Below are 20,626 nucleotides of genomic sequence, written 5' to 3'. Positions count from 1 at the left end.
CGTGCCTTGTGGACCAGGCCTAGAGCTTGACGCCGATCATCACCGGCTCGTTCACCAGCTCGACCCCGAAGGCCTCGCGGACGCCGTCCCGGATCTCCCGGGCCAGCGCCAGCAGGTCCTCGGCGGTGGCCGCGCCGCGGTTGGTGAGCGCCAGGGTGTGCTTGGTGGAGAGCGTCGCCGGGCCGCTGCCGTAGCCCTTGCCGAAGCCGGCCCGGTCGATCAGCCAGGCGGCCGAGGTCTTGGTGCAGCCCTCCGGCGCCGGGTAGGCGGGGGCGTTCTCGGTGCCCGGGCGGGTCCGGAAGGACTCGTACTGGGCGGCGGTGAGCACCGGGTTGGTGAAGAAGGAGCCGGCCGACCAGGTGTCGTGGTCCGCCAGGTCCAGCACCATGCCCTTGCCGGAGCGCAGCCCCAGCACCGCGTCGTGCGCCCGCTCCAGCGGCACCCGCTCGCCCTGCTCGACGCCGAAGTGCCTGGCCACCTCGGCGTACTTGACCGGGGTGGAGAGCCCCTCGTGGTCGGCCAGGGCGAACCGCACCCGCAGCACCACGTAGCGGTCCGGCTCGGCCTTGAAGCGGCTGTGCCGGTAGGAGAACGCGCACTCGGCGTTGGGGACCGTGACCACCTCGCCGGCCGTGCGGTCGTAGGCGACCACCTCGGTGATCGACTGGGCGACCTCCTGGCCGTACGCGCCGACGTTCTGCACCGGGGTCGCACCGGCCGAGCCGGGGATGCCGGCCAGGAACTCGACGCCCGCCAGGCCGTGCTCGCGCACCGCGCGGGCGACCGCCTCCGACCAGACCTCGCCGGCCGCCAGTTCCAGCACGGTGCCGTCCAGGGCGAAGCCGGTGGTCGCGATCCGCAGCACGGTGCCGGGGAAGCCGGCGTCGCCGATCACCAGGTTGGAGCCGCCGCCGAGGACCAGCAGCGGCTCGCCGGCCTCGTCGGCCGCGCGGACGGCGGCGATCACCTCGTCGTCGGTGTGGGCGGTCACCAGGCGGCGGGCCGGGCCGCCGAGCCGGAGCGTGGTCAGCGGGGCGAGGGGGGCGTCGTTTTCTACCAGCACGCCCACCAGCGTACGGGTGCGGGGGCGGCCGCCCGGCCGCCCCCGCACCCGTACCGGCCGGTCAGGCCTTCGAGGCCTCGGCGTGGACGGGCGCCGCGTCCTCGGCCCGCTCGGCACCGGCCTCGGCCCGCTCGGCACCGGCCTGCTCCGGCTCCACGGCCGCCGGCTCGTCGGCGACGACCGCGGGCTTCACCCGGCGCGGGAGGAAGAACGCGCAGACCGCCGCGACCGCCACCACCCCGGCGCCGACGTACAGCGCGGGCACCAGCCCGTCGATGAAGGACTGCTCCGACGTGTACCCGCCCTGCGCCGAGAACACCGCCGAGAGGACGGCCACGCCGAGCGCGCCGCCGACCTCGCGCAGCGCGTTGTTGGCGCCGGAGGCGATGCCCTGCTCCTCCGGCCGGACGCTGTCCATCACCAGGGCGGCGGTCGGGGCGAAGTACAGCGACATGCCGATGCCGCAGATCACCACGGCGGGGATCTCGGCGGCGTAGTCGTAGCCGGTGCTGCCGCCGGTGATCGCCGCGTACATCGCCAGGCCGGCGCCCTGCAGCAGCAGCCCGGTGACCACGATCGGGCGGCCTCCGAAGCGGTCGGCCAGGACGCCCGCGATCGGGGCGACGATCAGCGGCATGCCGGTCCACGGGAGCATCCGGATGCCGGCCTCCTGCGGGCTGTAGCCGCCCACGCTCTGCAGGTGCTGGCTGATCAGGAAGATCGAGCCGAACATCCCGAGGAACATCAGCAGGCCGGAGGCGTTGACGGCGGAGAAGGCCCGGCTGCGGAACAGCCGCATCGGGAGCATCGGGTGCCGGGCCCAGCGCTGCTCGTACAGCACGAAGGCGGTGAGCAGCGCGACGCCGCCGATCAGGGAGCCGAGCACCAGCGGGCTGGTCCAGCCGTTCGGGTTGCCGCGGATCAGGCCGAGGACGACGCCGAACAGGCCCAGGCTGACCAGGATCGTGCCGACCACGTCCAGCGCCGGGTTGGCGCCCCGGCTCTCGCGGAGCTTGAGGGCGGCGAGCGGGATCAGGACGAGGCCGACCGGGACGTTCACCCAGAAGATCCACTGCCAGGAGAAGTGCTCGGTGAGCGTCCCGCCGACCAGCGGTCCGGTGGCGACGGCCAGCCCGTTGACGCCCGCCCAGATGCCGAAGGCCAGACCCCGCCTGGCCGCCGGCACCGCGGCGGTGAGCAGGGTGAGGGTGAGCGGCATGGAGACGGCGGCGCCGGCGCCCTGGACGGCGCGGGCGGCGATCAGGGCGCCGATGCCCGGCGAGAGGGCGGCCGCGGCGGAGCCGACGGTGAAGAGCGTGAGCCCGACCAGGAAGATCCGGCGGCGGCCGAACCGGTCGCCGAGCGCGGCGCCGAACATCAGCAGGACGGCGAAGGACAGGGTGTAGGCGCTGACCGTCCACTCCAGGTCGGACAGCCCGCCGCCGAGGTCCTCGCGGATGGACGGCAGCGCGGTGGTGACGACCAGGTTGTCCAGGCTGGCCATGAAGCCCGCGACGCTGGTGATCACCAGGGTCCAAACTCCGAGCCGTCCCAGTCCCTGTTCTTCCGTTCTCTCCGTCATGACTTCCCCCCCAGGGGTCTTAGATAGTTATTGATCACTAACTTTCGAGGCCCGAAAAAGGCCGCACGGACTCCACCGTGCGGCCCGCTACTCCCCGCCCTCGCCGTGCTCTCCGCACTTTCCCTGCTCACCGAAGCCCAGGCCGCTCCAGATCCGGTGGTCCCGGGGGTACCCCAGCGCCACCAGCGTGTTGATCAGCATCCCGTACGCGAAGAACTCCGCGGCGCCCTGCACGTCACCGCCGATCCGGCCCCTGACCCGCTCGAACAGCTCCTCCCAGAGCCTCCGGGCGGTCTCCCCGATCTCGTCCTCGCCGGTCGTCCGGGCCGCGAACACCGAGACGTAGAGCTGCATCTGCATCATGAGCTGCTCGCTGTCCGCGACCAGGCCCAGGTACGCCTCGGACATCGCCTCGGCGGCCGCCGGCCCGGTCAGCCCGACCGAGGCCTCGTCGAAGACCTTCCAGGTCTCCTCGATGCAGCGCTCGGCGGCGGCCGTGAAGATCGCCTGCTTGCCGGGGAACAGCCGGAACAGGTACGGCTGCGAGACACCCACCCGGCGGGCGATCGCCTCGGTGGACGTCCCCCGGTAGCCGCTCCTGGCGAATTCGATCACCGCGGCACGAACGACGCTCTCGCGCCGCTCCTCCGCGCTCATCCGCATGCTCGTCCTCGCCATGGACGTCAAGTTAGTGGCCAATCACTATCTTCGCAAGACCGACGGGCGCGGCGGGAATCCCGTCGGACGGGCCCCGCCGCAGCCGACAGAGGGGTCCTAGGCGAGCCGGACGACCGCCCTGGACATCCCGAGCACCTTCTGCCCGCCGGTGGTGGCCAGCAGGTCGACCTGCACCTTGCGGTCGTCCAGCAGCTTGGCGACCTTGGCCGACACCTCGACCACCGCGCCGACGCCGTCGTTCGGCACCGGGACGGGGCGGGTGAAGCGGACGCCGTACTCGACCACCGCGGCCGGGTCGCCGACCCAGTCGGTGACCACCCGAATGGCCGCGGCCATGGTGAACATCCCGTGCGCGATGACGTCCGGCAGGCCGACCTCCACGGCGAACTTCTCGTTCCAGTGGATCGGGTTGAAGTCGCCGGAGGCGCCCGCGTACCGCACCAGGGTGTCGCGGGTCACCGGGAAGGACTGCGCCGGCAGCTGGGTGCCGACCTCGACCTCGTCGTAGCTGATCGCCATCGTGTTCACTTCCCCGTCTCGTCGGCGGCCCGGGCCACCAGCGTCATGACCGACGTCACCACGTGCTCGCCGATCGCGTCCGACACCTCGCCACGCACGGTGAGCACGTCGTTGCCCGCCAGCGACTTGATGTTGTCGATGGTGACCGCGACCGTCAGCCGGTCGCCGGCCAGCACCGGGCGGGAGTAGGAGAACTTCTGGTCCCCGTGCACCACGCGGCTGTAGTCCAGGCCCAGCTCCGGGTCCTCGACCACCTGGGCGGCCGCCCGGTAGGTGATCACGAACGGGAAGGTCGTCGGGGCGATCACGTCGGGGTGGCCCAGCGCCTTCGCCACCGCCGGATCGGTGAACGCCGGGTTGGTGTCCCCGATCGCGATCGCGAACTCGCGGATCTTCTCCCGGCCGACCTCGTACGGCTCGGTGGGCGGGTAGGTCCGCCCGATGAAGGAGGGGTCGAGTGCCATGGGGCAACTCCTCGGAAGCACGGTGGATCCGGCGGCCGTTGCCGCCGGCGGGGCGCGCATGGGTGCATACGCGAAAAACTCCGGGCCGCACCCCCTGAGGGATGCGGCCCGGAGCTCAAGACCTGTCACACAGGCCCGATGCCCTGCGAGAGGGTCAGCGGGTCTCGCGGTGCGCGGTGTGCGAGTTGCAGCGGGGGCAGTGCTTCTTCATCTCAAGACGGTCCGGGTCGTTACGCCGGTTCTTCTTGGTGATGTAGTTCCGCTCCTTGCACTCCACGCAGGCCAGCGTGATCTTCGGGCGGACGTCGGTGGCAGCCACGGGAGTGCCTTCCTGGGACAACGAATAAGAACACAACAAGAGTAGCCGACCGGGAGTGCGATCTCCCGACCGACTACGCGGGGTAGCGGTGACCGGACTTGAACCGGTGACACAGCGATTATGAGCCGCTTGCTCTACCAACTGAGCTACACCGCCACAGTGATCCGCAGCACAACCGAAGCCGACTGCTTTTCACCAGAGCCCCCATGCGGAATCGAACCGCAGACCTTCTCCTTACCATGGAGACGCTCTACCGACTGAGCTATAGGGGCGAACGAGGAAGAGATTACACGTTCCGCGCCCAGAGGTGAAATCCGTATCCCGACGCGAAGACCGCAGGTCGGCGAGGTGAACGGACGGACGATCCAAGGCCCCGCGTTCGATCGGCCCACCAGCCGCACGGCCCGACCCGATACGACTATTGCCCGCCTCCGAGCGCCCCGACGCCACGCGCCATAGGCTCGACCCTCATTGACGGGGACGGCCCGGGGCGTCAGGACGACCCGGGATCAGGACGGCCCGGCCGACCGGACGGGCCAGCGCGGGAAGGAGCCTGCGATGGACAGCGCAGCCGCCGACGGACCGCACTCCGGCTCCGGCCCGACAGCCAACCCGCTCGGGCACGGACCGGTCCTCCTGCTCACCGGCGCCCGGTTGGCCGACGGGCGGGTGGTGGACGTCCGGATCAGCGGGGACCGGATCCAGGCCGTCGGCACCGTCGGCAGCCTCGGCCCGCTGCCCGCCCTGCCCGGCGCGCCCACCATCACCACCGGCGCCCGGATCGACCTCAAGGGCTACCTGCTGCTGCCGGCCCCCGCCGAGGCGCACGCCCACTACGACACCGCCTTCTCCGCCGCCCTCGCCGCCCCGCCGCCGGAGAGCCCCGCCGACCTCACCCGGCGGGTCACCGAGGCCGCGCTCGCCTCGCTCGGCTACGGCGCCACCGCCCAGCGCACCCACGTCCGGATCGGCGACGTGCACGGGCTGCGCCGGCTGGAGGCGGTGCTCACCGCCCGGCAGGCACTGCGCGGCCTGGCCGAACTCCAGGCGGTGGCGATGCCCCGGCTGCTCACCGGCCGGGCCGGCGCCGACGGCCGGGCGCAACTGCGCGAGGCGCTCAAGCTCGGCGCCACCGCGGCCGGCGGCTGCCCGGAGCTGGACCCGGATCCGGCCGGGTACGTCCACGTGCTGCTGGAGGCCGCCCGGGAGGCGGACTGCCCGGTGGACCTGCACACCACGGCCGGCGATCCGGCCCAACTCGCCCGACTGGTCGGCGCGCTGGCCCCGCTGCGGCCGCGGGTGACGCTCGGGCCGTGCGGGGCGCTGGCCCGGGGCGCGTCCACGGTGCTGGCGACCGGCGGGGTGCGGGTGGTCTGCCTGCCGCAGAACGGCGGCTGCACCGGGCTGGAGGGCCGGTCGCCGGGGCTGCGGCCGGGCCTGCTGCGGGAGTTGACGGACGCCCGGGTGCCACTGGCGGCCGGCAGCGGCGCGCTACGGGACCAGTCCAACCCGGTCGGCCGGGCGGATCCGCTGGAGTCGGCGTACCTGCTGGCGGCGGGCGGCGAGCTGGACCTGGAGGCGGCGTACGACGCGGTGGCGAACCAGGCCCGGGCGGCGCTCGGGCTGCCGCCGGTCCGGGTGGACGCCGGGTTCCCGGCGGAGCTGCTGGCGGTGCGCGGGGACAGCCTGGCCGGGGCGCTCGCGGGCGGCCACAGCCGGCTGGTGGTGCACAGCGGCCGGGTGGTCAGCCGGACGAGCGCGGTGCGGGAGTTCGCGGACACCGTGGCGCTGGCGCTGCCCCGGCAGTCCGGGAGCATCGGCGGGGGCTGAACAGCCCCGAGAAAATTCAAGGGGCGCGCGACAGATGTCGCGCGCCCCTCCCCCACCTGCTGGCCGCCGTTCGACGGCGGCTGGAGCGGTCCCGGGCCTCCCCCACATCGGAGCCGGACCCGCTCGGTCAGCACTGACGCTACGCCCACGGAACACCGCCCCGGGCCCGCCTTGACGTTCCCCTGTCGCTCTCCGAGCCGCTCTTGACGGGTCGTTGACGCGGCGGTGGCCGGGGCGGCGCTCAGGGCTCGTACCGGTACCCGATCCCCGGTTCGGTGATCAGGTGCCGCGGGCGGGCCGGATCGCGCTCCAACTTGCGGCGCAGCCCGGCCAGGTAGACCCGCAGGTAGTTGCCGCGCGCCTCCTGGGCCGGCCCCCACACCTCGCGCAGGATCTGCCGCCCGGGCACCAGCCGGCCCGGGTTGGCCACCAGCAGCGAGAGGATCCGCCACTCGGTCGGGGTGAGCCGCACCGGGCCCCGCGGGCCGGTCACCGTGGTGGCCGTCAGGTCGACGGTGTGGTCGCCTATCACCGGCCGCCCCGGCGGGGCACCGCCCACCGGCCGGCGCAGCACGGCACGCAGCCGGGCCAGCAGTTCCTCCATCAGGAACGGCTTGGTGAGGTAGTCGTCGGCGCCCGCGTCGAGGGCGCCCACCTTGTCGGCGGCACCGGACCGGCCGGAGAGCACGATGATCGGCATCGCGCTGCGGGTGCGCAGGCCGCGCAGCACGTCCATGCCGTCCAGGTCCGGCAGGCCGAGGTCGAGCAGCACGGCGTCGGGGGCGGAGTGCGCGGCGCGGTCCAGCGCCTCGCCGCCACTGGCGGCCGTCCGCACGGCGTACTGCCGGGCGCTGAGGTTGATCCGCAGCGTGCGCAGGAGGGCCGGTTCGTCGTCGACGATCAGGATCTCGCTCATGCGGCCACCTCGCTCCGTTCGGCGGTCGCTTCGCGGGACACGCGGCTTTCGGCGGTTCGTTCAGTTCGTCCACTCATGTACGGGCTCCTCCCGAGTGGCGGCGGGCAGGGTGAGCAGCATGGTGGTGCCGCCTCCGGGGGTGTCCTCGACCTCCAGGCTGCCGCCCATGGCCTCGGCCAGGCCGCGGGAGAGCGCGAGGCCGAGGCCGACACCGGTGGTGTTGTCGGTGTCGCCGAGGCGCTGGAAGGGCAGGAAGACCCGGTCGCGCTCCTCCAGGGCGATGCCGGGGCCGCGGTCGATCACCCGGATCTCGACCTGGTCGGCGTGGTGGCTGGCGGTGACCAGGACGGGCGCGCCGGGCGCGTTGTAGCGCAGCGCGTTGGTGATCACGTTGGCGAGCACCCGCTCCAGCAGCGGCGGGTCGGCGAGCACCGGCGGCGTGGTGTCCAGGTCGAGCGGCTGGATCGGGGCGTACGGGTCGGGGAGGCTGTCGAGCGCCCGGGGCAGGATCTCGTCGAGGTGGGTCTCGGCGAGGTGCAGGGTGAGCGCGCCGGCCTGGAGGCGGCTCATGTCGAGCAGGTTGTCGACCAGGCGGGTGAGCTTGACCAGCGACTCGTCGGCGGTGGCGAGCAGTTCGGCCTGGTCCTCGGGCGAGAACTCGACGTCGGGGCTGCGCAGCGAGCCGACCGAGGCGAGCGCGGCGGCCAGCGGGGTGCGCAGGTCGTGGCTGACGGCGGCGAGCAGGGCGGTGCGCATCCGGTCGGCGGCCTTGATCGGCTCGACCTCGGCGGCGACCACGGCGAGCCGGTCGCGTTCCAGCGCGACGGCGACGTGCGCGGCGAAGGCGGTGAGGACGCGCTGGTCGGCGGCCGGCAGCCGGCGGCCGGTCAGGACCAGGACGGCGTCCGCTCCGACCGGCACCTCGGTGGTCTCGCTCTGCCCGTCGGCGTCGTCCTGGTGCTCGGCCTCGGAGTGGGCGAGCACCTCGTCGTCGACCCGGGAGAGCAGGGCGACGGCCTGCATGCCGAAGGCCGTCCGGGACTTCTCCATCAGGGCGGACAGCGCGTCGGCGCCGCGCAGCACGCTGCCGGCCAGGGTGGAGAGGGTCTCCGCCTCGGCGGTGGCCCGGGCCGCGCGACTGGTGAGCCGGCTGGCGTGGTCGACGATGGTGGCGACGGCGAGCGCGACGGAGGCGAAGACGACCAGGGCGACGATGTTGTTGGTCTCGCCGATGGTCAGGGCGTGTATCGGCGGGATGAAGTAGTAGTTGAGCAGCAGCGAGGCGGTGACCGAGGCCAGCAGGGCGGAGGTGGCGCCGCCGAGCAGGGCGACGATGACCACGCCGAGCTGGAAGATCAGCGCGTCGGTGGTGAGGTTGATGCTCTCGTGTGCCTGGGACAGGATCGCGGTCAGCAGCCAGGGCACCACGAGGCCGGCGGCGTAGCCGGCGATGGTGCGGCGCCTGGAGTGGCGGCGGCCGAGCGAGGGCAGCCGGCCGCGGCCGGTGAACTCGTGGGTGACCATGTGGACGTCGATGTCCTCGGAGTCGTCCACGGTGGTCTCGCCGATGCCGGGGCCGGTGAGGAAGCGGTTGATCCGGCCGCGGCGGCTGGTGCCGAGCACCAGCTGGGTGGCGTCGTGGGCGCGGGCGAAGGTGAGCAGCGCGGTGGGGATGTCGTCGCCGACCACCACGTGGTAGCTGCCGCCGAGGGTCTCGACCAGCTGGCGCTGCTGGGCGAGCGCGCCGGAGGAGGCGCCGGCCAGGCCGTCGCTGCGCGAGACGTGGACGGCCAGCAGGTCGCCGCCGGCGGTGCGGTCGGCGATCCGGGCGGCGCGGCGGATCAGGGTCTCGCCCTCGGGGCCGCCGGTGAGGGCGACCACGACGCGTTCGCGGGTCTCCCAGACGCGGTCGATGTTGTGGCTGGCCCGGTAGTCGCGCAGGCCCTCGTCGACCCGCCCGGCCACCCAGAGCAGGGCGAGTTCGCGCAGGGCGGTGAGGTTGCCGACCCGGAAGTAGTTGGAGAGCGCGGCGTCCACCTTCTCCGCCCTGTAGACGTTGCCGTGGGCCATCCGGCGGCGCAGCGCCTGCGGGGCCATGTCGACGAGTTCGATCTGGTCGGCCCGGCGGACCACCTCGTCCGGGACGGTCTCGCGCTGCGGGATGCCGGTGATCTTCTGGACGACGTCGTTCAGCGATTCCAGGTGCTGGATGTTGACGGTGGTGATGACGTCGATCCCGGCGGCCAGCAGTTCCTCGACGTCCTGCCAGCGCTTGGCGTGGCGGCCACCGGGGATGTTGGTGTGCGCCAGTTCGTCGACCAGCACGACGGACGGACGGCGGGTGAGCACCGCGTCGAGGTCCATCTCGTCGAACTCGGCGTCACGGTAGGAGCGTTGGACACGCGGCAGGACCTCCAGGCCGTCCAGCATGCCCTCGGTGTGGCGGCGGCCGTGGCACTCGATGTACCCGACCGCGACGTCGGCCCCGCGCTCCTGTCTGCGCCGGGCCTCGTCCAGCATCCGGTAGGTCTTGCCGACCCCCGGGGCGGAACCGAGGTACACCCTCAGCCGGCCCTTGCGGATGCCGGTGCCGGGGGTGAGGTCGCGGGCCATGGGCACTGCTCTTTCGTTCCTGCGAGGGCTGCCGCCAGGGCGTCCTCGGGCCGGGGTCGGGACGTACGGCGGCCGACCCGGGCGCGGGGGTGGTGCCCCGGCCCGGGTCGGCCTGTTTCACGGATCCAGCCGTTGACCTGTCACTTCTGTTCCGTCGGTCATTCCGGTTCCGCCGGTCACTTCTGTTCCGCGAGTGCCCGGTTCAGCAGGAGGACGTTGACGCCCTCCTGTCCGAGGAAGCCGAGCGAGCGGCCCACGGTGTACTTCTCGACCAGCTTCCGCACCGCGTCCGCCGACAGGTTCCGGGTCTTGGCGACCCGGTTCACCTGCTCCTCGGCGTAGGCGACCGAGATGTACGGGTCGAGGCCGGAGCCGGAGGCGGTCAGCGCGTCGGCCGGGACGCTCTCCGGGGCGACGCCGTCGAACTCGGCGGCGGCGGCGCGGCGGTCGTTGACGGCCTTCAGCAGGTCGTCGCTGTTCGGGCCGAGGTTGGAGGCGCCGGACGAGGACGAGTCGTAGCCCGTCCCGGCCGCGGAGGGGCGGGGCTGGAACCACTTCGGGTCCGGCTGCGCCTCCTCCTTCGGGTCGTCGGGGTTCTTCTTCGGGAGGTTGAAGTTCTGGCCGATCAGGCTGGAACCGACCTCCTTGCCGTCGGACTTCACGAGCGAGCCGTTGGCCTTCTCGGTGAAGGCGACCTGGCTGATCCCGGTGACCAGCAGCGGGTAGGCGATCCCGAGGATCGCGGTGAGCACCAGCAGCGCCCGCAGTGCGGTGAAGTGGGTGCGGACGGTCGTCGGCAGGGGCTTGGACATCGGATTCTCCTCTCTCAGCTCAGGCCGGGGATGAACTGGACGATCAGGTCGATCAGCTTGATGCCGACGAACGGCACCACCAGACCGCCGAAGCCGTAGACCCCGATGTTGCGGCGCAGCAGGGAGCTGGCGTCGGACGGGCGGTAGCGCACACCGCGCAGGGCGAGCGGGATCAGGCCGATGATGACCAGGGCGTTGAAGATGATCGCCGAGGTGATCGCGGACTGCGGGCTGTGCAGGCCCATGATGTTGAGGTGGCTCAGGCCCGGGTAGACCCCGGCGAACATCGCGGGGATGATCGCGAAGTACTTGGCCACGTCGTTGGCGATCGAGAAGGTGGTCAGCGCGCCACGGGTGATCAGCAGCTGCTTGCCGATCTCGACGATCTCGATCAGCTTGGTCGGGTTGGAGTCCAGGTCGACCATGTTGCCGGCCTCCTTGGCCGCCATGGTCCCGGTGTTCATGGCCACGCCGACGTCGGCCTGGGCGAGCGCGGGGGCGTCGTTGGTGCCGTCGCCGGTCATCGCGACCAGCTTGCCGCCCTCCTGCTCCTTCTTGATCAGCGCCATCTTGTCCTCGGGGGTGGCCTCGGCGAGGAAGTCGTCCACGCCCGCCTCCTCCGCGATCGCCTTGGCGGTCAGCGGGTTGTCGCCCGTGATCATGATGGTCTTGATGCCCATCCGGCGGAGCTCGTCGAAGCGCTCCCGCATGCCCTCCTTGACCACGTCCTTGAGGTGGATCACCCCGAGGACGCGGGCCGGCTTGGCGCCGACCTTGGTGGCCACCACCAGCGGGGTGCCGCCGGCCGCGGAGATCCCGTCGACCAGGGCGGAGACCTCGTTGCCGACCGAACCGCCGTTCTCGGTCACCCAGTTGGTGACCGCGCCGGCCGCGCCCTTGCGGACCTGGTGGACCGCCTCGGCCTCGTCCAGGTCGACACCGGACATCCGGGTCTGGGCGGTGAACGGGACCCAGGTGGCGTGCGTCAGCTCGCCCTGGGCGCGGGCCCGCAGGCCGTACTCGGTCTTGGCGAGGACCACGATCGAGCGGCCCTCCGGGGTCTCGTCCGCGAGGGAGGACAGCTGCGCGGCGCTGGCCAGTTCCTCGGTGGACACGCCCGGGGCGGGCAGGAACTCGGCGGCCTGGCGGTTGCCCAGGGTGATGGTTCCGGTCTTGTCCAGCAGCAGGGTGTTGACGTCGCCGGCCGCCTCGACGGCCCGGCCGGACATCGCCAGCACGTTGCGCTGCACCAGCCGGTCCATGCCGGCGATGCCGATCGCGGAGAGCAGCGCGCCGATGGTGGTCGGGATGAGCGCCACGATCAGGGCGACCAGGACGATCATCGACTGCGGGGCGCCCGCGTAGGTGGCCATCGGCTGCAGGGTCACCACGGCGACCAGGAAGACGATGGTCAGCGAGGCGAGCAGGATGTTCAGCGCGATCTCGTTCGGCGTCTTCTGCCGGGCGGCGCCCTCGACCAGGGCGATCATCCGGTCGATGAACGACTTGCCGGGCTCCGAGGCGATCTTCACCACGATCCGGTCGGACAGCACCTTGGTGCCGCCGGTCACCGCCGAGCGGTCACCGCCGGACTCGCGGATGACCGGCGCGGACTCGCCGGTGATCGCCGACTCGTCGACGCTCGCGACGCCCTCGACGACGTCGCCGTCGCCGGGGATGATCTGCCCGGCCTCGACCACCACGTGGTCGCCGAGCCGCAGCGCGGTGCCCGGCACCTCCTCCTCGGCCTGCGTGGCGGGCCAGTCGGTGAGCCGGCGGGCGACGCTCTCGGTCTTGGTCTTGCGCAGGGTGTCGGCCTGGGCCTTGCCGCGGCCCTCGGCGACGGCCTCGGCCAGGTTGGCGAAGATCGTGGTGAGCCAGAGCCAGACGGTGATGGCCCAGGCGAACACGGACGGGCTGGCGATCGCGGAGACGGTGGTGACCACCGAGCCGACCTCGACCACGAACATGACCGGGTTCTTGACCATCACCCGGGGGTCGAGCTTCTTCACCGCGTCCGACAGGGACGCGACGATCAGCTTCGGGTCGAGCAGGCCGCTGGCCACTCTGTGCTGCGCGGCGGGCTCGGCCTTGTCGGCCGGTGCGGGGTTGAGCGTAGGGGTGGACATCAGGAGAGACCTTCCGCGATCGGCCCGAGAGCCAGGGCCGGGAAGTAGGTGAGGCCGACGACGATCAGGATGACGCCCGACAGCAGGCCCACGAACAGCGGCTTGTGGGTGGGCAGAGTGCCCGGGGTGGCCGGGACCGGCTGCTGCTGGGCGAGCGAACCGGACAGCGCCAGGACGAAGACGATCGGCAGGAGGCGGCCGAAGATCATCGCCAGGCCGAGCGCCGTGTCGTACCAGTCGGTGTTGACGGTGATGCCGCCGAAGGCCGAGCCGTTGTTGTTGGCGGCCGAGGTGAAGGCGTACAGCACCTCGGAGAAGCCGTGGGCGCCCGAGTTGAGCATCCCGGCCCGCTCCCCCGGCAGGGCCATCGCCAGGCCCGTGCCGACCAGCACCAGGGTCGGCGTGGTGAGGATGTACAGCGAGGCGAACTTCATCTCCCGGCCGCCGAGCTTCTTGCCCAGGTACTCGGGGGTGCGGCCGACCATCAGACCGGCGACGAACACCGCGACGATCGCCAGCACGAGCATGCCGTACAGGCCGGAGCCCACACCGCCGGGCGCGATCTCGCCCAGCATCATGTTGAAGACCGTCAGCCCGCCGCCGAACGGCGTGTACGAGTCGTGGAAGGAGTTCACCGCGCCGGTCGAGGTCAGCGTGGTCGAGGCGGCGAACAGGCCGGAGGCGGCGATGCCGAAGCGCTGCTCCTTGCCCTCCATCGCGGCGCCCGCGGCCTGGAGGGCGGTGCCCTGGTGCTGCGACTCGGCGAAGGTGAGCAGGGCGGTCGAGGCGACCCAGAACAGGCCCATCACCGCGAGGATCGCGTAGCCCTGGCGGTTGTCCCCCACCATCCGGCCGAAGGCCCGCGGCAGCGCGAACGGGATCAGCAGGATCAGGAAGATCTCGACCAGGTTGGAGAAGCCGGTCGGGTTCTCGAACGGGTGCGCGGAGTTGGCGTTGAAGAAGCCGCCGCCGTTGGTGCCGAGCAGCTTGATGACCTCCTGGGAGGCCACCGGGCCGCCCGGGATCTTCTGCACCTCGCCGCTGAGCGTGGCCACCTCGTGGAAGCCGTGGAAGTTCTGGATCACGCCGGAGGCGGCCAGGACCAGGGCGAACACGATCGAGATCGGCAGCAGCAGGCGCAGGTTGATCCGGGTGAGGTCCACCCAGAAGTTGCCGACCCGGTCGGTCCGGTTGCGGGTGAAGCCCCGGATCAGCGCGCCGACGACGGCGATGCCGACGGCCGCGGAGACGAAGTTCTGCACCGCCAGGCCCGCCATCTGCGCCAGGTGGCCCATCGCGGACTCACCGGCGTAGGACTGCCAGTTGGTGTTGGCGACGAACGAGATCGCTGTGTTCCAGGCCTGGTGGCCCTCCATCTGCGGAACGCCCAGGTTCAGCAGCAGGTAGCCCTGGAGGCGGATCAGGCCGTAGAGGAAGAGGACGGAGACGGCCGAGAAGGCCAGCACCGAGCGGAGGTACACCGGCCAGCGCTGATCGGCGTCGCCGTCGACGCCGATCAGCTTGTAGATGCCGCGCTCGACTCTGAGGTGCTTGGTGGTGGTGAGGAGCTTGGCGATGTAGTCGCCAAGGGGGCGGTAGCACAGGGCCAGTGCCCCGACCAGGGCCAGGGCCTGCAGCCAGCCCGCGAGAGTGGATCCCATGTCAGAACTTCTCCGGGAAGATCAGCGCCACGACGAGATAGCCGACGAGCGCGACGGCCACGATCAGACCTGCGATGTTCTCCGCGCTCACAGCTTCTCCACCCCCCGCGCGATCAGGGCGATGACGGCGAACACGGCGACCGTGACACCGACGTAGATGAGATCGGACATGGGCTCCACCAGAGCGGTTCGGGAGACTGCCGCGGGCGGGCCGGGGGCTTCGCGCGGCGCCGGCGGACGACCGGCAGATGCAGCAAAGCAGCCGTCAGAGGCGCGTTATGGCTCCCTGACGCCCTCCATACGGGTGACTGCGGGACGTTGACGCGACCTTGACGCCCGCTTCACCGGGCCGTGACCGTCGTCATCAGGCCGTGATCGGCCCGGCGCCGGAACGCCGGAAGCCCCGGGATTCCGGGGCTTCCGTACGGGTGGGGGGTGCGGGCTCGTGCGGGCTCGTGCGGGCTCATGCGGGCTCGTGCGGCCGGCGCCGACGGGGCCGAGGGGGCCGAGGGGGGGCCGGCTGCTGCTCCGGTCAGACCTTCTCCGGCGCCGGGAGCCGCTCGTACCCGCTCCCCGGGGCAGGCTCACCCCGGCGCACCGCGCCGGGCGCCCGGCGCGACGGGCCGCCCGCGCGCCCGGAGGAGGTCAGCTGCCACGGCACGCTGATCACCATCACGCCCGCCGTGAACAGCAGCCGGCTCTTCAGCCACAGCGCCGACTGGTTGTGCAGCAGGTGCTCCCACCAGTGGCCGACCACGTACTCCGGGATGAACACGGCGACCGCCTCCCGGGGGCTGTCCCGGCGGTGCTCCCGCACGTACGCCAGCACCGGCTTGGTGATCTCCCGGTACGGCGAGTCCAGCACCTTCAGCGGCACCCGGACGCCGGCCTCCGTCCACTGCCGTTCCAGCTCACCGGTCGCCTCCGGCTCCACCGCCACCGTCAGCGCCTCCAGCGAGTCCGGCCGGAACGCCTCCGCGTAGCCGAGCGCCCGCAGCGTCGGCTTGTGCAGCTTGGACACCAGCACGACCCCGTGCACCCGGGCGGGCCGCGCCGACTCGGCCTCCGGATCGTCCACCGCCAGCTCGGCGGCGACGCCGTCGTAGTGCCGGCGGATGCCGCGCATCATCAGCCACAACACCAGCGCGGCGACCACGGCCAGCCAGGCGCCCTGGGTGAACTTGGTGAGCAGCACGATCACCAGCACCAGCGCGGTGACGACCGCGCCGAAGGCGTTGATCACCCAGGAGCGCAGCGCCGAGCGGCGCACCGCCGGATCGGTCTCGGTGGCCAGCGCCCGGTTCCAGTGCCGGACCATGCCGATCTGGGACAGCGTGAAGGAGGTGAAGACGCCCAGGATGTACAGGTGGATCAGGCTGGTGACGTTCGCGTCGTACAGCCACAGCAGCCCGCCGGCCACCACCGCGAGCGCGATGATGCCGTTGGAGAAGGCCAGCCGGTCCCCGCGGGTGTGCATCTGCCGGGGCAGGTAGCGGTGCTCGGCCAGGATCGAGGCCAGCAGCGGGAAGCCGTTGAAGGCGGTGTTGGCGGCCAGGATCAGCACCAGCGCGGTGACCGCCTGGATCGCGTAGAACAGCACGCTGTGGTCGCCGCCGAAGATCGCCGCCGCGAGCTGGGCGATCACGGTCTGCTGGGGCGTGCTCGCGCAGTCCCCGGGGAAGCCGGTCAGCCGGCAGGCGCCGCCCTCGGTGATGTGCACCTTGGCGATCAGCGCGAGGGCGGTGATGCCGGCGAACATCACCACGGCCGTGGTGCCCATCACGGCCATGGTGCGCGCGGCGTTCCTCGCCTTCGGCGCCCGGAAGGCCGGGACGCCGTTGGAGATCGCCTCCACCCCGGTCAGCGCCGTACAGCCGGAGGCGAACGCCCGCAGGCCCAGCATCAGCAGGCCGAGGCCGGCCACCGTGTCCTTGCCGTCCTCCGGGAGGATCCCGTACGAGGCGCTGGACGCCACCGGCGCGTCGCCGAGCGCGACCCGGACCAGCCCGGTGACCACCATCAGCAGGATGCCGCCGATGAACAGGTACGTCGGCGCGGCGAAGGCCTTGCCGGACTCCCGGACGCCGCGCAGGTTCACCGCCATCAGCAGCAGCACGAAGCCCAGCGCCAGCCAGACCCGGTGACCGGCCAGCGACGGCAGCGCCGAGATGATGTTGTCCACCCCGGAGGCCACCGACACCGCGACCGTCATCACGTAGTCGACCAGCAGCGAGGCGGCCACCACCAGACCGGAGTTGGCGCCGAGGTTGCGGGACACCACCTCGTACGAGCCGCCGCCGCTCGGGTAGGCGTGCACCACCTGGCGGTAGGACATCACCACGACCGCCATCAGCGCGACCACACCGGCCGCGACCCACGGGGTCAGGTAGAGGAAGGCGGCGCCACCGACGGTGAGCACCAGCAGGATCTCCTGCGTCGCGTAGGCGACCGAGGAGAGCGGGTCGGAGGCGAAGATCGGCAGCGCCAGCCGCTTGGGCAGCAGCGTCTCGCCGAGCTCCTCGCTGCGCATGGCCCGGCCGATGACGAGGCGCTTCAGCGCCTGGGGCACGTTGAACACGTTGGCGAGCGTAAGTTCGGTCGGACACGACGGAATCCGTTGCGGCACCGGCCCGGCACGTCCCGCCCTCATGGACTTCCCGCAGGTCAGGGCCGCTGCGGGCGGGCACGTGCCGGGCGTATCGAGGGCGTTAAGGCCCCCCCGTTAAGACCGTGTCAAGATGCCAGGTTGTTACCGGGCGTCCAGGGTGTGGACGCCCGGCGCCTCAGCGGTGGCGGCCCGGCGCCTCAGCGGTGGCGGCCCGGCGCCTCAGCGGTGGCGGCCCGGGTCACATCCGCATCCGCAGCCGGCAGACCACCGCGTCGGTGTGCCGCCGCAGCGCGCGGTCGATCACGGCGCCGCGCCGGTTCTGCAGCGCCCGCTGCCACCAGCGGGCCGGCTCCACCTCCGGGATCAGCACCGTCAACCGGTCGTAGACGTGCTCCTCGCCGAGCCGGTTCACGAACGCGGCGATCGGCTGGCCCAGCCGGCGGCGGTCCTCCGGGATCTCCACCAGCGGCACGCCCGGCTGCCACAGCTCCCAGTCCCGCCGCAGCGCCTCCGCCTCGGCCCGCTCGTGCACCACCGTCACCGCCAGCACCTCGTCGCCGAGCGACAGCGCCGCCGACAGGCCGTCCCGGGTCAGCCGGGTGATGGCCGTCACCGGCACGACCACCAGGCTGCGCTGGCGGGTCACCGCGCCCGGCACCCGGCCCAGCTCCAGCCGCTCGCCGATCAGCCCGTAGCTCCGGTGCACCGCCTCGAACAGCGCCACCAGCAGCGGCAGCGCCACCACGATGCCCCAGGCGCCCTCGGTGAACTTGGTGCCGGTCACCACCACCGTCGCGACCCCGGTGAGCAGCGCGCCGAACCCGTTCAGCGCGGCCTTCCACACCCAGCCGGCCGGCCGGTGCACGGACCAGTGCCGGACCATGCCGACCTGACAGATCGTGAACCCGACGAACACGCCGATCGAGAACAGGGGCACCAGGCTGTTCACGTCCCCGCCCGAACCGACCAGCAGCGCCGCCGACACCAGGGCCAGGAACAGCACCCCGTGCCGGTGCACCTGGCGGTCGGCCCGCAGCGCGAACACGTGCGGCAGGTGGTTGTCCCGGGCGAGCAGGTGCAGCAGCACCGGCAGCCCGCCGAAGGAGGTGTTCGCGGCCAGCCCGAGCAGCACCACGGTGGCGAACTGGACGACGTAGAACGCGGCGCCGTGGCCGAGCGAGGCGTCGGCGAGCTGAGCCAGCACCGTGACGCCCTCCACCGGCTGGAGGTGGAAACGGCCGATCAGCACGGCCAGCCCGATCAGCATCACGCCGAGCAGCGCACCGAGCGCCACCTCGGTGTGCTGCGCCCGCTTCACCCGCGGGGTCCGGAACGACGGAACGGCGTTCGCCACCGCCTCCACCCCGGTCAGCGCCGAGCACCCGGCCGCGAACGCCTTGAGCAGCAGCAACGCACCGACGGTCGTGGCGTTCTCGGCCAGCGTCGACGCGTGGCCCGCGGCGGCCGCGGTGCTCGCCGGGCCGTCCCGGAACAGGCCGACCACGATGATCGCCAGGATCGACACCACGAAGACGGCCGTCGGCGCCATGAACCAGCGCGCCGACTCGGCGATCCCGCGCAGGTTCACCGCCGTCACCAGGGCCAGCACGCCCAGGCACAGCCAGACCCGGTCGTCGTACAGGCTCGGCACCGCCGAGGTCAGCGCCGCCACCCCCGCGGTCACCGAGACCGCCACGTTCAGAATGTAGTCGATCACCAGCGAGGCGGCCGCGGTCAGCGCCGTCCGCCGGCCCAGGTGCTCCTTCGCCACCGCGTACGAGCCGCCGCCGTCCGGGAACGCCGCGATCACCTGCCGGTACGACGCCACCAGCACGCCCAGCAGCACCGCGATCGCCACCGTCACCGGCAGCGTGAACCCCAGCCCGTACGCCCCGGCCGCAGCCAGCACCAGCACGATCGACTCCGGCCCGTACGCGACCGAGGCCATGGCGTCCAACGACAGCGCCGCCAGACCGCCCAGCGCACTCAACCGGTGCCGCTCGTCGCCCGCGCCGGCGTCCGGCGGCTCGGGTTCGGCCGTGACGGCCGGGGTGGTGATGGCGCTGGACATCGAACGGAACCTCCGCGATCGGTTGTTCCTCCGATCCTGCGGGCCGCACCCCCGCCCTTCCCCCGACCCCTACGCGTTCCTGACGCCGCCCCAGGAACCATTGACGGGCCCTTGACGCGCCGCGGGAGAGCTCATGGCGGGGGCCGGTGGCGGGGGTGGGTGGGCCGCTGTCCCGGCGGGCGCCGGTTGGGAAGACGACCAGCTCTTGCGAAGAACCCCCGGCGCGCCCTACGCACACCCGGGACACCACCACAATCACGCTGAACGGCCCCACCCACCCCCGCACCCACTCTGCTGCCTGCTGCCCGTAATTGCAAGCAATGCGCAATAAGTGTCCCCGCCGCCGGCGCGGCAGCGCTGCGGCGCTCACGCGGCGGGAAAACGACAACGGCCCCCGATCCGCGTCTCCGCAGATCGGGGGCCGTTCTCTGTCCTGTGGCTGGTGCAGGGTTCGAACCTGCGTAGCTTGCGCGGCAGATTTACAGGCCGCTGGCTAGGTGTGCTCTGACCAGGTGACTCTTGGCCCCGGACCGGATCTGGTCCGCCACTGGTCCGGATCATGGTCCGAGCGTGCCTCGATCAGACCACCTTGAGGCGAGCCGAAGGCCGGGGGTGGGCAGCGACTTCGCTGCCCACCCCCGGCTTTTCGTGTTGCACGTCACGCCTCAACATGCCCCCCGGCGAGCACCGCCAGTGCTCGCACCCCAACCTCGATGACGACCGCGTGGACGGTCCCCCCTCGCGCACGTGCGGCTCGCGGCCGCCAACCGCGCTGGCAACTCGCGACGCAGGAGGCCGACGCCCTCGAAGCCGGACGCGCCGATGAGGGCGCATCCCCCCAACAGGCCCTGGCGCGCCCGGCGGGCAGAACAGGCGACACGCCGAAGGGCGTGGGGGTCCCCAGACGAAATTCGTCCGGGGACCTGTAGTGCATCTACTCTGGAACAAGTGCGAAACCCCTTCGCCGACGGGCGCGTGAGCGCGTGTCAGCGATCCCGGCCGCAAGATGCGGGCGGATTCACGGCGCCCGCTCAGGCGGACGTCGCGATCCCGACCGCAGGGCGCGGCCGGGATGGTTCGAAGGGGTGGAGCATGACCGCGTCTCATCAGCAGCAGCCGGCCGACGAGGATCCGGGCGGCGCAGAGCCGAAGAACGCGGGGAGGCTCCACAGGGATGGGGTGCGCCGACTGCTTGCCATCTGGCGAGGGGTGAAGATGGCGTACGACATCTGGCAGCTGTTCCAGGACTTCTGGAGCTAGCTGCTTAGGGCTTGCAGATGAACTACCCATCTTTTTATGGCTCGTGACGTCATGATGGTGCCATGGGTGTGGTGGAGGGGCTTGAGGCGTCGCTGGCGGTG

16 protein-coding genes and 2 tRNA genes are annotated in these 20,626 nt (G+C 72.0%); 2 read left to right on the top strand and 16 right to left on the bottom strand.

Features of this window, described 5'->3' with window-relative positions; translation table 11 throughout:
• Positions 1-19: 19 nt before the first annotated feature.
• The 8 genes from ACIQVZ_RS36875 to ACIQVZ_RS36840 form a co-directional block, all read right to left on the bottom strand.
• Complete coding sequence (locus ACIQVZ_RS36875) at positions 20-1,063, bottom strand: UDP-N-acetylmuramate dehydrogenase (protein WP_402456271.1); 1,044 nt, start codon at positions 1,061-1,063, stop codon at positions 20-22.
• A gap of 61 nt (positions 1,064-1,124) precedes the next feature.
• Positions 1,125-2,645, bottom strand: a complete 1,521-nt coding sequence (locus tag ACIQVZ_RS36870; RefSeq protein ID WP_402456269.1) for an MFS transporter — start codon at positions 2,643-2,645, stop codon at positions 1,125-1,127.
• An 87-nt stretch (positions 2,646-2,732) separates the two neighbouring features.
• Complete coding sequence (locus tag ACIQVZ_RS36865) at positions 2,733-3,323, bottom strand: TetR/AcrR family transcriptional regulator (RefSeq protein WP_402456268.1); 591 nt, start codon at positions 3,321-3,323, stop codon at positions 2,733-2,735.
• A 96-nt stretch (positions 3,324-3,419) separates the two neighbouring features.
• Positions 3,420-3,842, bottom strand: a complete 423-nt coding sequence (locus ACIQVZ_RS36860) for a MaoC family dehydratase (protein ID WP_063351327.1) — start codon at positions 3,840-3,842, stop codon at positions 3,420-3,422.
• 5 nt (positions 3,843-3,847) lie between these two features.
• On the bottom strand, positions 3,848-4,306 hold the full coding sequence (locus tag ACIQVZ_RS36855; RefSeq protein WP_402456266.1) for a MaoC family dehydratase N-terminal domain-containing protein: 459 nt from the start codon (positions 4,304-4,306) through the stop codon (positions 3,848-3,850).
• A 154-nt stretch (positions 4,307-4,460) separates the two neighbouring features.
• Positions 4,461-4,625: a 50S ribosomal protein L33 gene (rpmG, locus tag ACIQVZ_RS36850; protein ID WP_006604855.1), complete on the bottom strand. Its 165-nt coding sequence runs from the start codon at positions 4,623-4,625 to the stop codon at positions 4,461-4,463.
• 83 nt (positions 4,626-4,708) lie between these two features.
• Positions 4,709-4,781, bottom strand: a tRNA-Met gene (locus tag ACIQVZ_RS36845).
• A gap of 43 nt (positions 4,782-4,824) precedes the next feature.
• A tRNA-Thr gene (locus tag ACIQVZ_RS36840) sits at positions 4,825-4,897 on the bottom strand.
• 286 nt (positions 4,898-5,183) lie between these two features.
• Between ACIQVZ_RS36840 and ACIQVZ_RS36835 the strand changes: the two genes are divergently transcribed.
• A complete protein-coding gene (locus tag ACIQVZ_RS36835) occupies positions 5,184-6,455 on the top strand; it encodes a hydrolase (protein ID WP_350877034.1) in 1,272 nt (423 codons plus the stop codon).
• Between the two features lie 241 nt (positions 6,456-6,696).
• Here the strand turns inward: ACIQVZ_RS36835 and ACIQVZ_RS36830 are convergent, their stop codons facing one another.
• The 8 genes from ACIQVZ_RS36830 to ACIQVZ_RS36795 all read right to left on the bottom strand — a co-directional run bounded on the left by ACIQVZ_RS36830 (position 6,697) and on the right by ACIQVZ_RS36795 (position 19,265).
• A complete protein-coding gene (locus ACIQVZ_RS36830; protein ID WP_350877032.1) occupies positions 6,697-7,371 on the bottom strand; it encodes a response regulator in 675 nt (224 codons plus the stop codon).
• Positions 7,372-7,431: 60 nt separating this feature from the next.
• Positions 7,432-9,984, bottom strand: a complete 2,553-nt coding sequence (locus tag ACIQVZ_RS36825; RefSeq protein WP_402456263.1) for an ATP-binding protein — start codon at positions 9,982-9,984, stop codon at positions 7,432-7,434.
• Positions 9,985-10,160: 176 nt separating this feature from the next.
• Positions 10,161-10,796 (bottom strand): potassium-transporting ATPase subunit KdpC, encoded by a 636-nt coding sequence (gene kdpC / locus ACIQVZ_RS36820; RefSeq protein WP_350877028.1) that lies wholly within the window; start codon positions 10,794-10,796, stop codon positions 10,161-10,163.
• A 14-nt stretch (positions 10,797-10,810) separates the two neighbouring features.
• A complete protein-coding gene (gene kdpB / locus ACIQVZ_RS36815; protein ID WP_402456261.1) occupies positions 10,811-12,925 on the bottom strand; it encodes a potassium-transporting ATPase subunit KdpB in 2,115 nt (704 codons plus the stop codon).
• The gene (gene kdpA / locus ACIQVZ_RS36810) at positions 12,925-14,586 is read right to left on the bottom strand and encodes a potassium-transporting ATPase subunit KdpA (RefSeq protein ID WP_350877024.1); all 1,662 of its coding nucleotides are present in this window, start codon (positions 14,584-14,586) and stop codon (positions 12,925-12,927) included. Before kdpA ends, kdpB begins: the two co-directional genes overlap by 1 nt.
• A gap of 1 nt (position 14,587) precedes the next feature.
• Positions 14,588-14,677, bottom strand: coding sequence for a K(+)-transporting ATPase subunit F (kdpF, locus tag ACIQVZ_RS36805; protein ID WP_037971201.1), 90 nt, complete (start codon positions 14,675-14,677; stop codon positions 14,588-14,590).
• A gap of 441 nt (positions 14,678-15,118) precedes the next feature.
• Complete coding sequence (locus tag ACIQVZ_RS36800; RefSeq protein WP_402456291.1) at positions 15,119-17,116, bottom strand: APC family permease; 1,998 nt, start codon at positions 17,114-17,116, stop codon at positions 15,119-15,121.
• A gap of 316 nt (positions 17,117-17,432) precedes the next feature.
• Positions 17,433-19,265, bottom strand: coding sequence for an APC family permease (locus ACIQVZ_RS36795; protein WP_402456259.1), 1,833 nt, complete (start codon positions 19,263-19,265; stop codon positions 17,433-17,435).
• A gap of 1,092 nt (positions 19,266-20,357) precedes the next feature.
• Here ACIQVZ_RS36795 and ACIQVZ_RS36790 point away from each other — a divergent pair.
• Positions 20,358-20,525 carry a hypothetical protein gene (locus ACIQVZ_RS36790; protein WP_363629358.1) on the top strand — a complete coding sequence of 56 codons (168 nt, stop codon included), beginning with the start codon at positions 20,358-20,360 and terminating at the stop codon, positions 20,523-20,525.
• Positions 20,526-20,626 lie beyond the last annotated feature (101 nt).

It is taken from the genome of Kitasatospora sp. NPDC098663, assembly GCF_044760075.1.
GTDB lineage: Bacteria > Actinomycetota > Actinomycetes > Streptomycetales > Streptomycetaceae > Kitasatospora.
The sequence above is the reverse complement of the archived record's forward strand: the minus strand, read 5'-3'. Positions and strand labels throughout refer to the sequence as shown.

Bases quoted from the DNA above. Each gene is read 5' to 3' on its own strand.
- ACIQVZ_RS36870 (WP_402456269.1), bottom strand. From the start codon at position 2,645: ATGACGGAGAGAACGGAAGAACAGGGACTGGGACGGCTCGGAGTTTGG.
- ACIQVZ_RS36865 (WP_402456268.1), bottom strand. From the start codon at position 3,323: ATGGCGAGGACGAGCATGCGGATGAGCGCGGAGGAGCGGCGCGAGAGC.
- ACIQVZ_RS36860 (WP_063351327.1), bottom strand. From the start codon at position 3,842: ATGGCGATCAGCTACGACGAGGTCGAGGTCGGCACCCAGCTGCCGGCG.
- ACIQVZ_RS36855 (WP_402456266.1), bottom strand. From the start codon at position 4,306: ATGGCACTCGACCCCTCCTTCATCGGGCGGACCTACCCGCCCACCGAG.
- ACIQVZ_RS36835 (WP_350877034.1), top strand. From the start codon at position 5,184: ATGGACAGCGCAGCCGCCGACGGACCGCACTCCGGCTCCGGCCCGACA.
- ACIQVZ_RS36830 (WP_350877032.1), bottom strand. From the start codon at position 7,371: ATGAGCGAGATCCTGATCGTCGACGACGAACCGGCCCTCCTGCGCACG.
- ACIQVZ_RS36825 (WP_402456263.1), bottom strand. From the start codon at position 9,984: ATGGCCCGCGACCTCACCCCCGGCACCGGCATCCGCAAGGGCCGGCTG.
- kdpC (WP_350877028.1), bottom strand. From the start codon at position 10,796: ATGTCCAAGCCCCTGCCGACGACCGTCCGCACCCACTTCACCGCACTG.
- kdpB (WP_402456261.1), bottom strand. From the start codon at position 12,925: ATGTCCACCCCTACGCTCAACCCCGCACCGGCCGACAAGGCCGAGCCC.
- kdpA (WP_350877024.1), bottom strand. From the start codon at position 14,586: ATGGGATCCACTCTCGCGGGCTGGCTGCAGGCCCTGGCCCTGGTCGGG.
- ACIQVZ_RS36800 (WP_402456291.1), bottom strand. From the start codon at position 17,116: ATGCGCAGCGAGGAGCTCGGCGAGACGCTGCTGCCCAAGCGGCTGGCG.
- ACIQVZ_RS36795 (WP_402456259.1), bottom strand. From the start codon at position 19,265: ATGTCCAGCGCCATCACCACCCCGGCCGTCACGGCCGAACCCGAGCCG.
- ACIQVZ_RS36790 (WP_363629358.1), top strand. From the start codon at position 20,358: ATGACCGCGTCTCATCAGCAGCAGCCGGCCGACGAGGATCCGGGCGGC.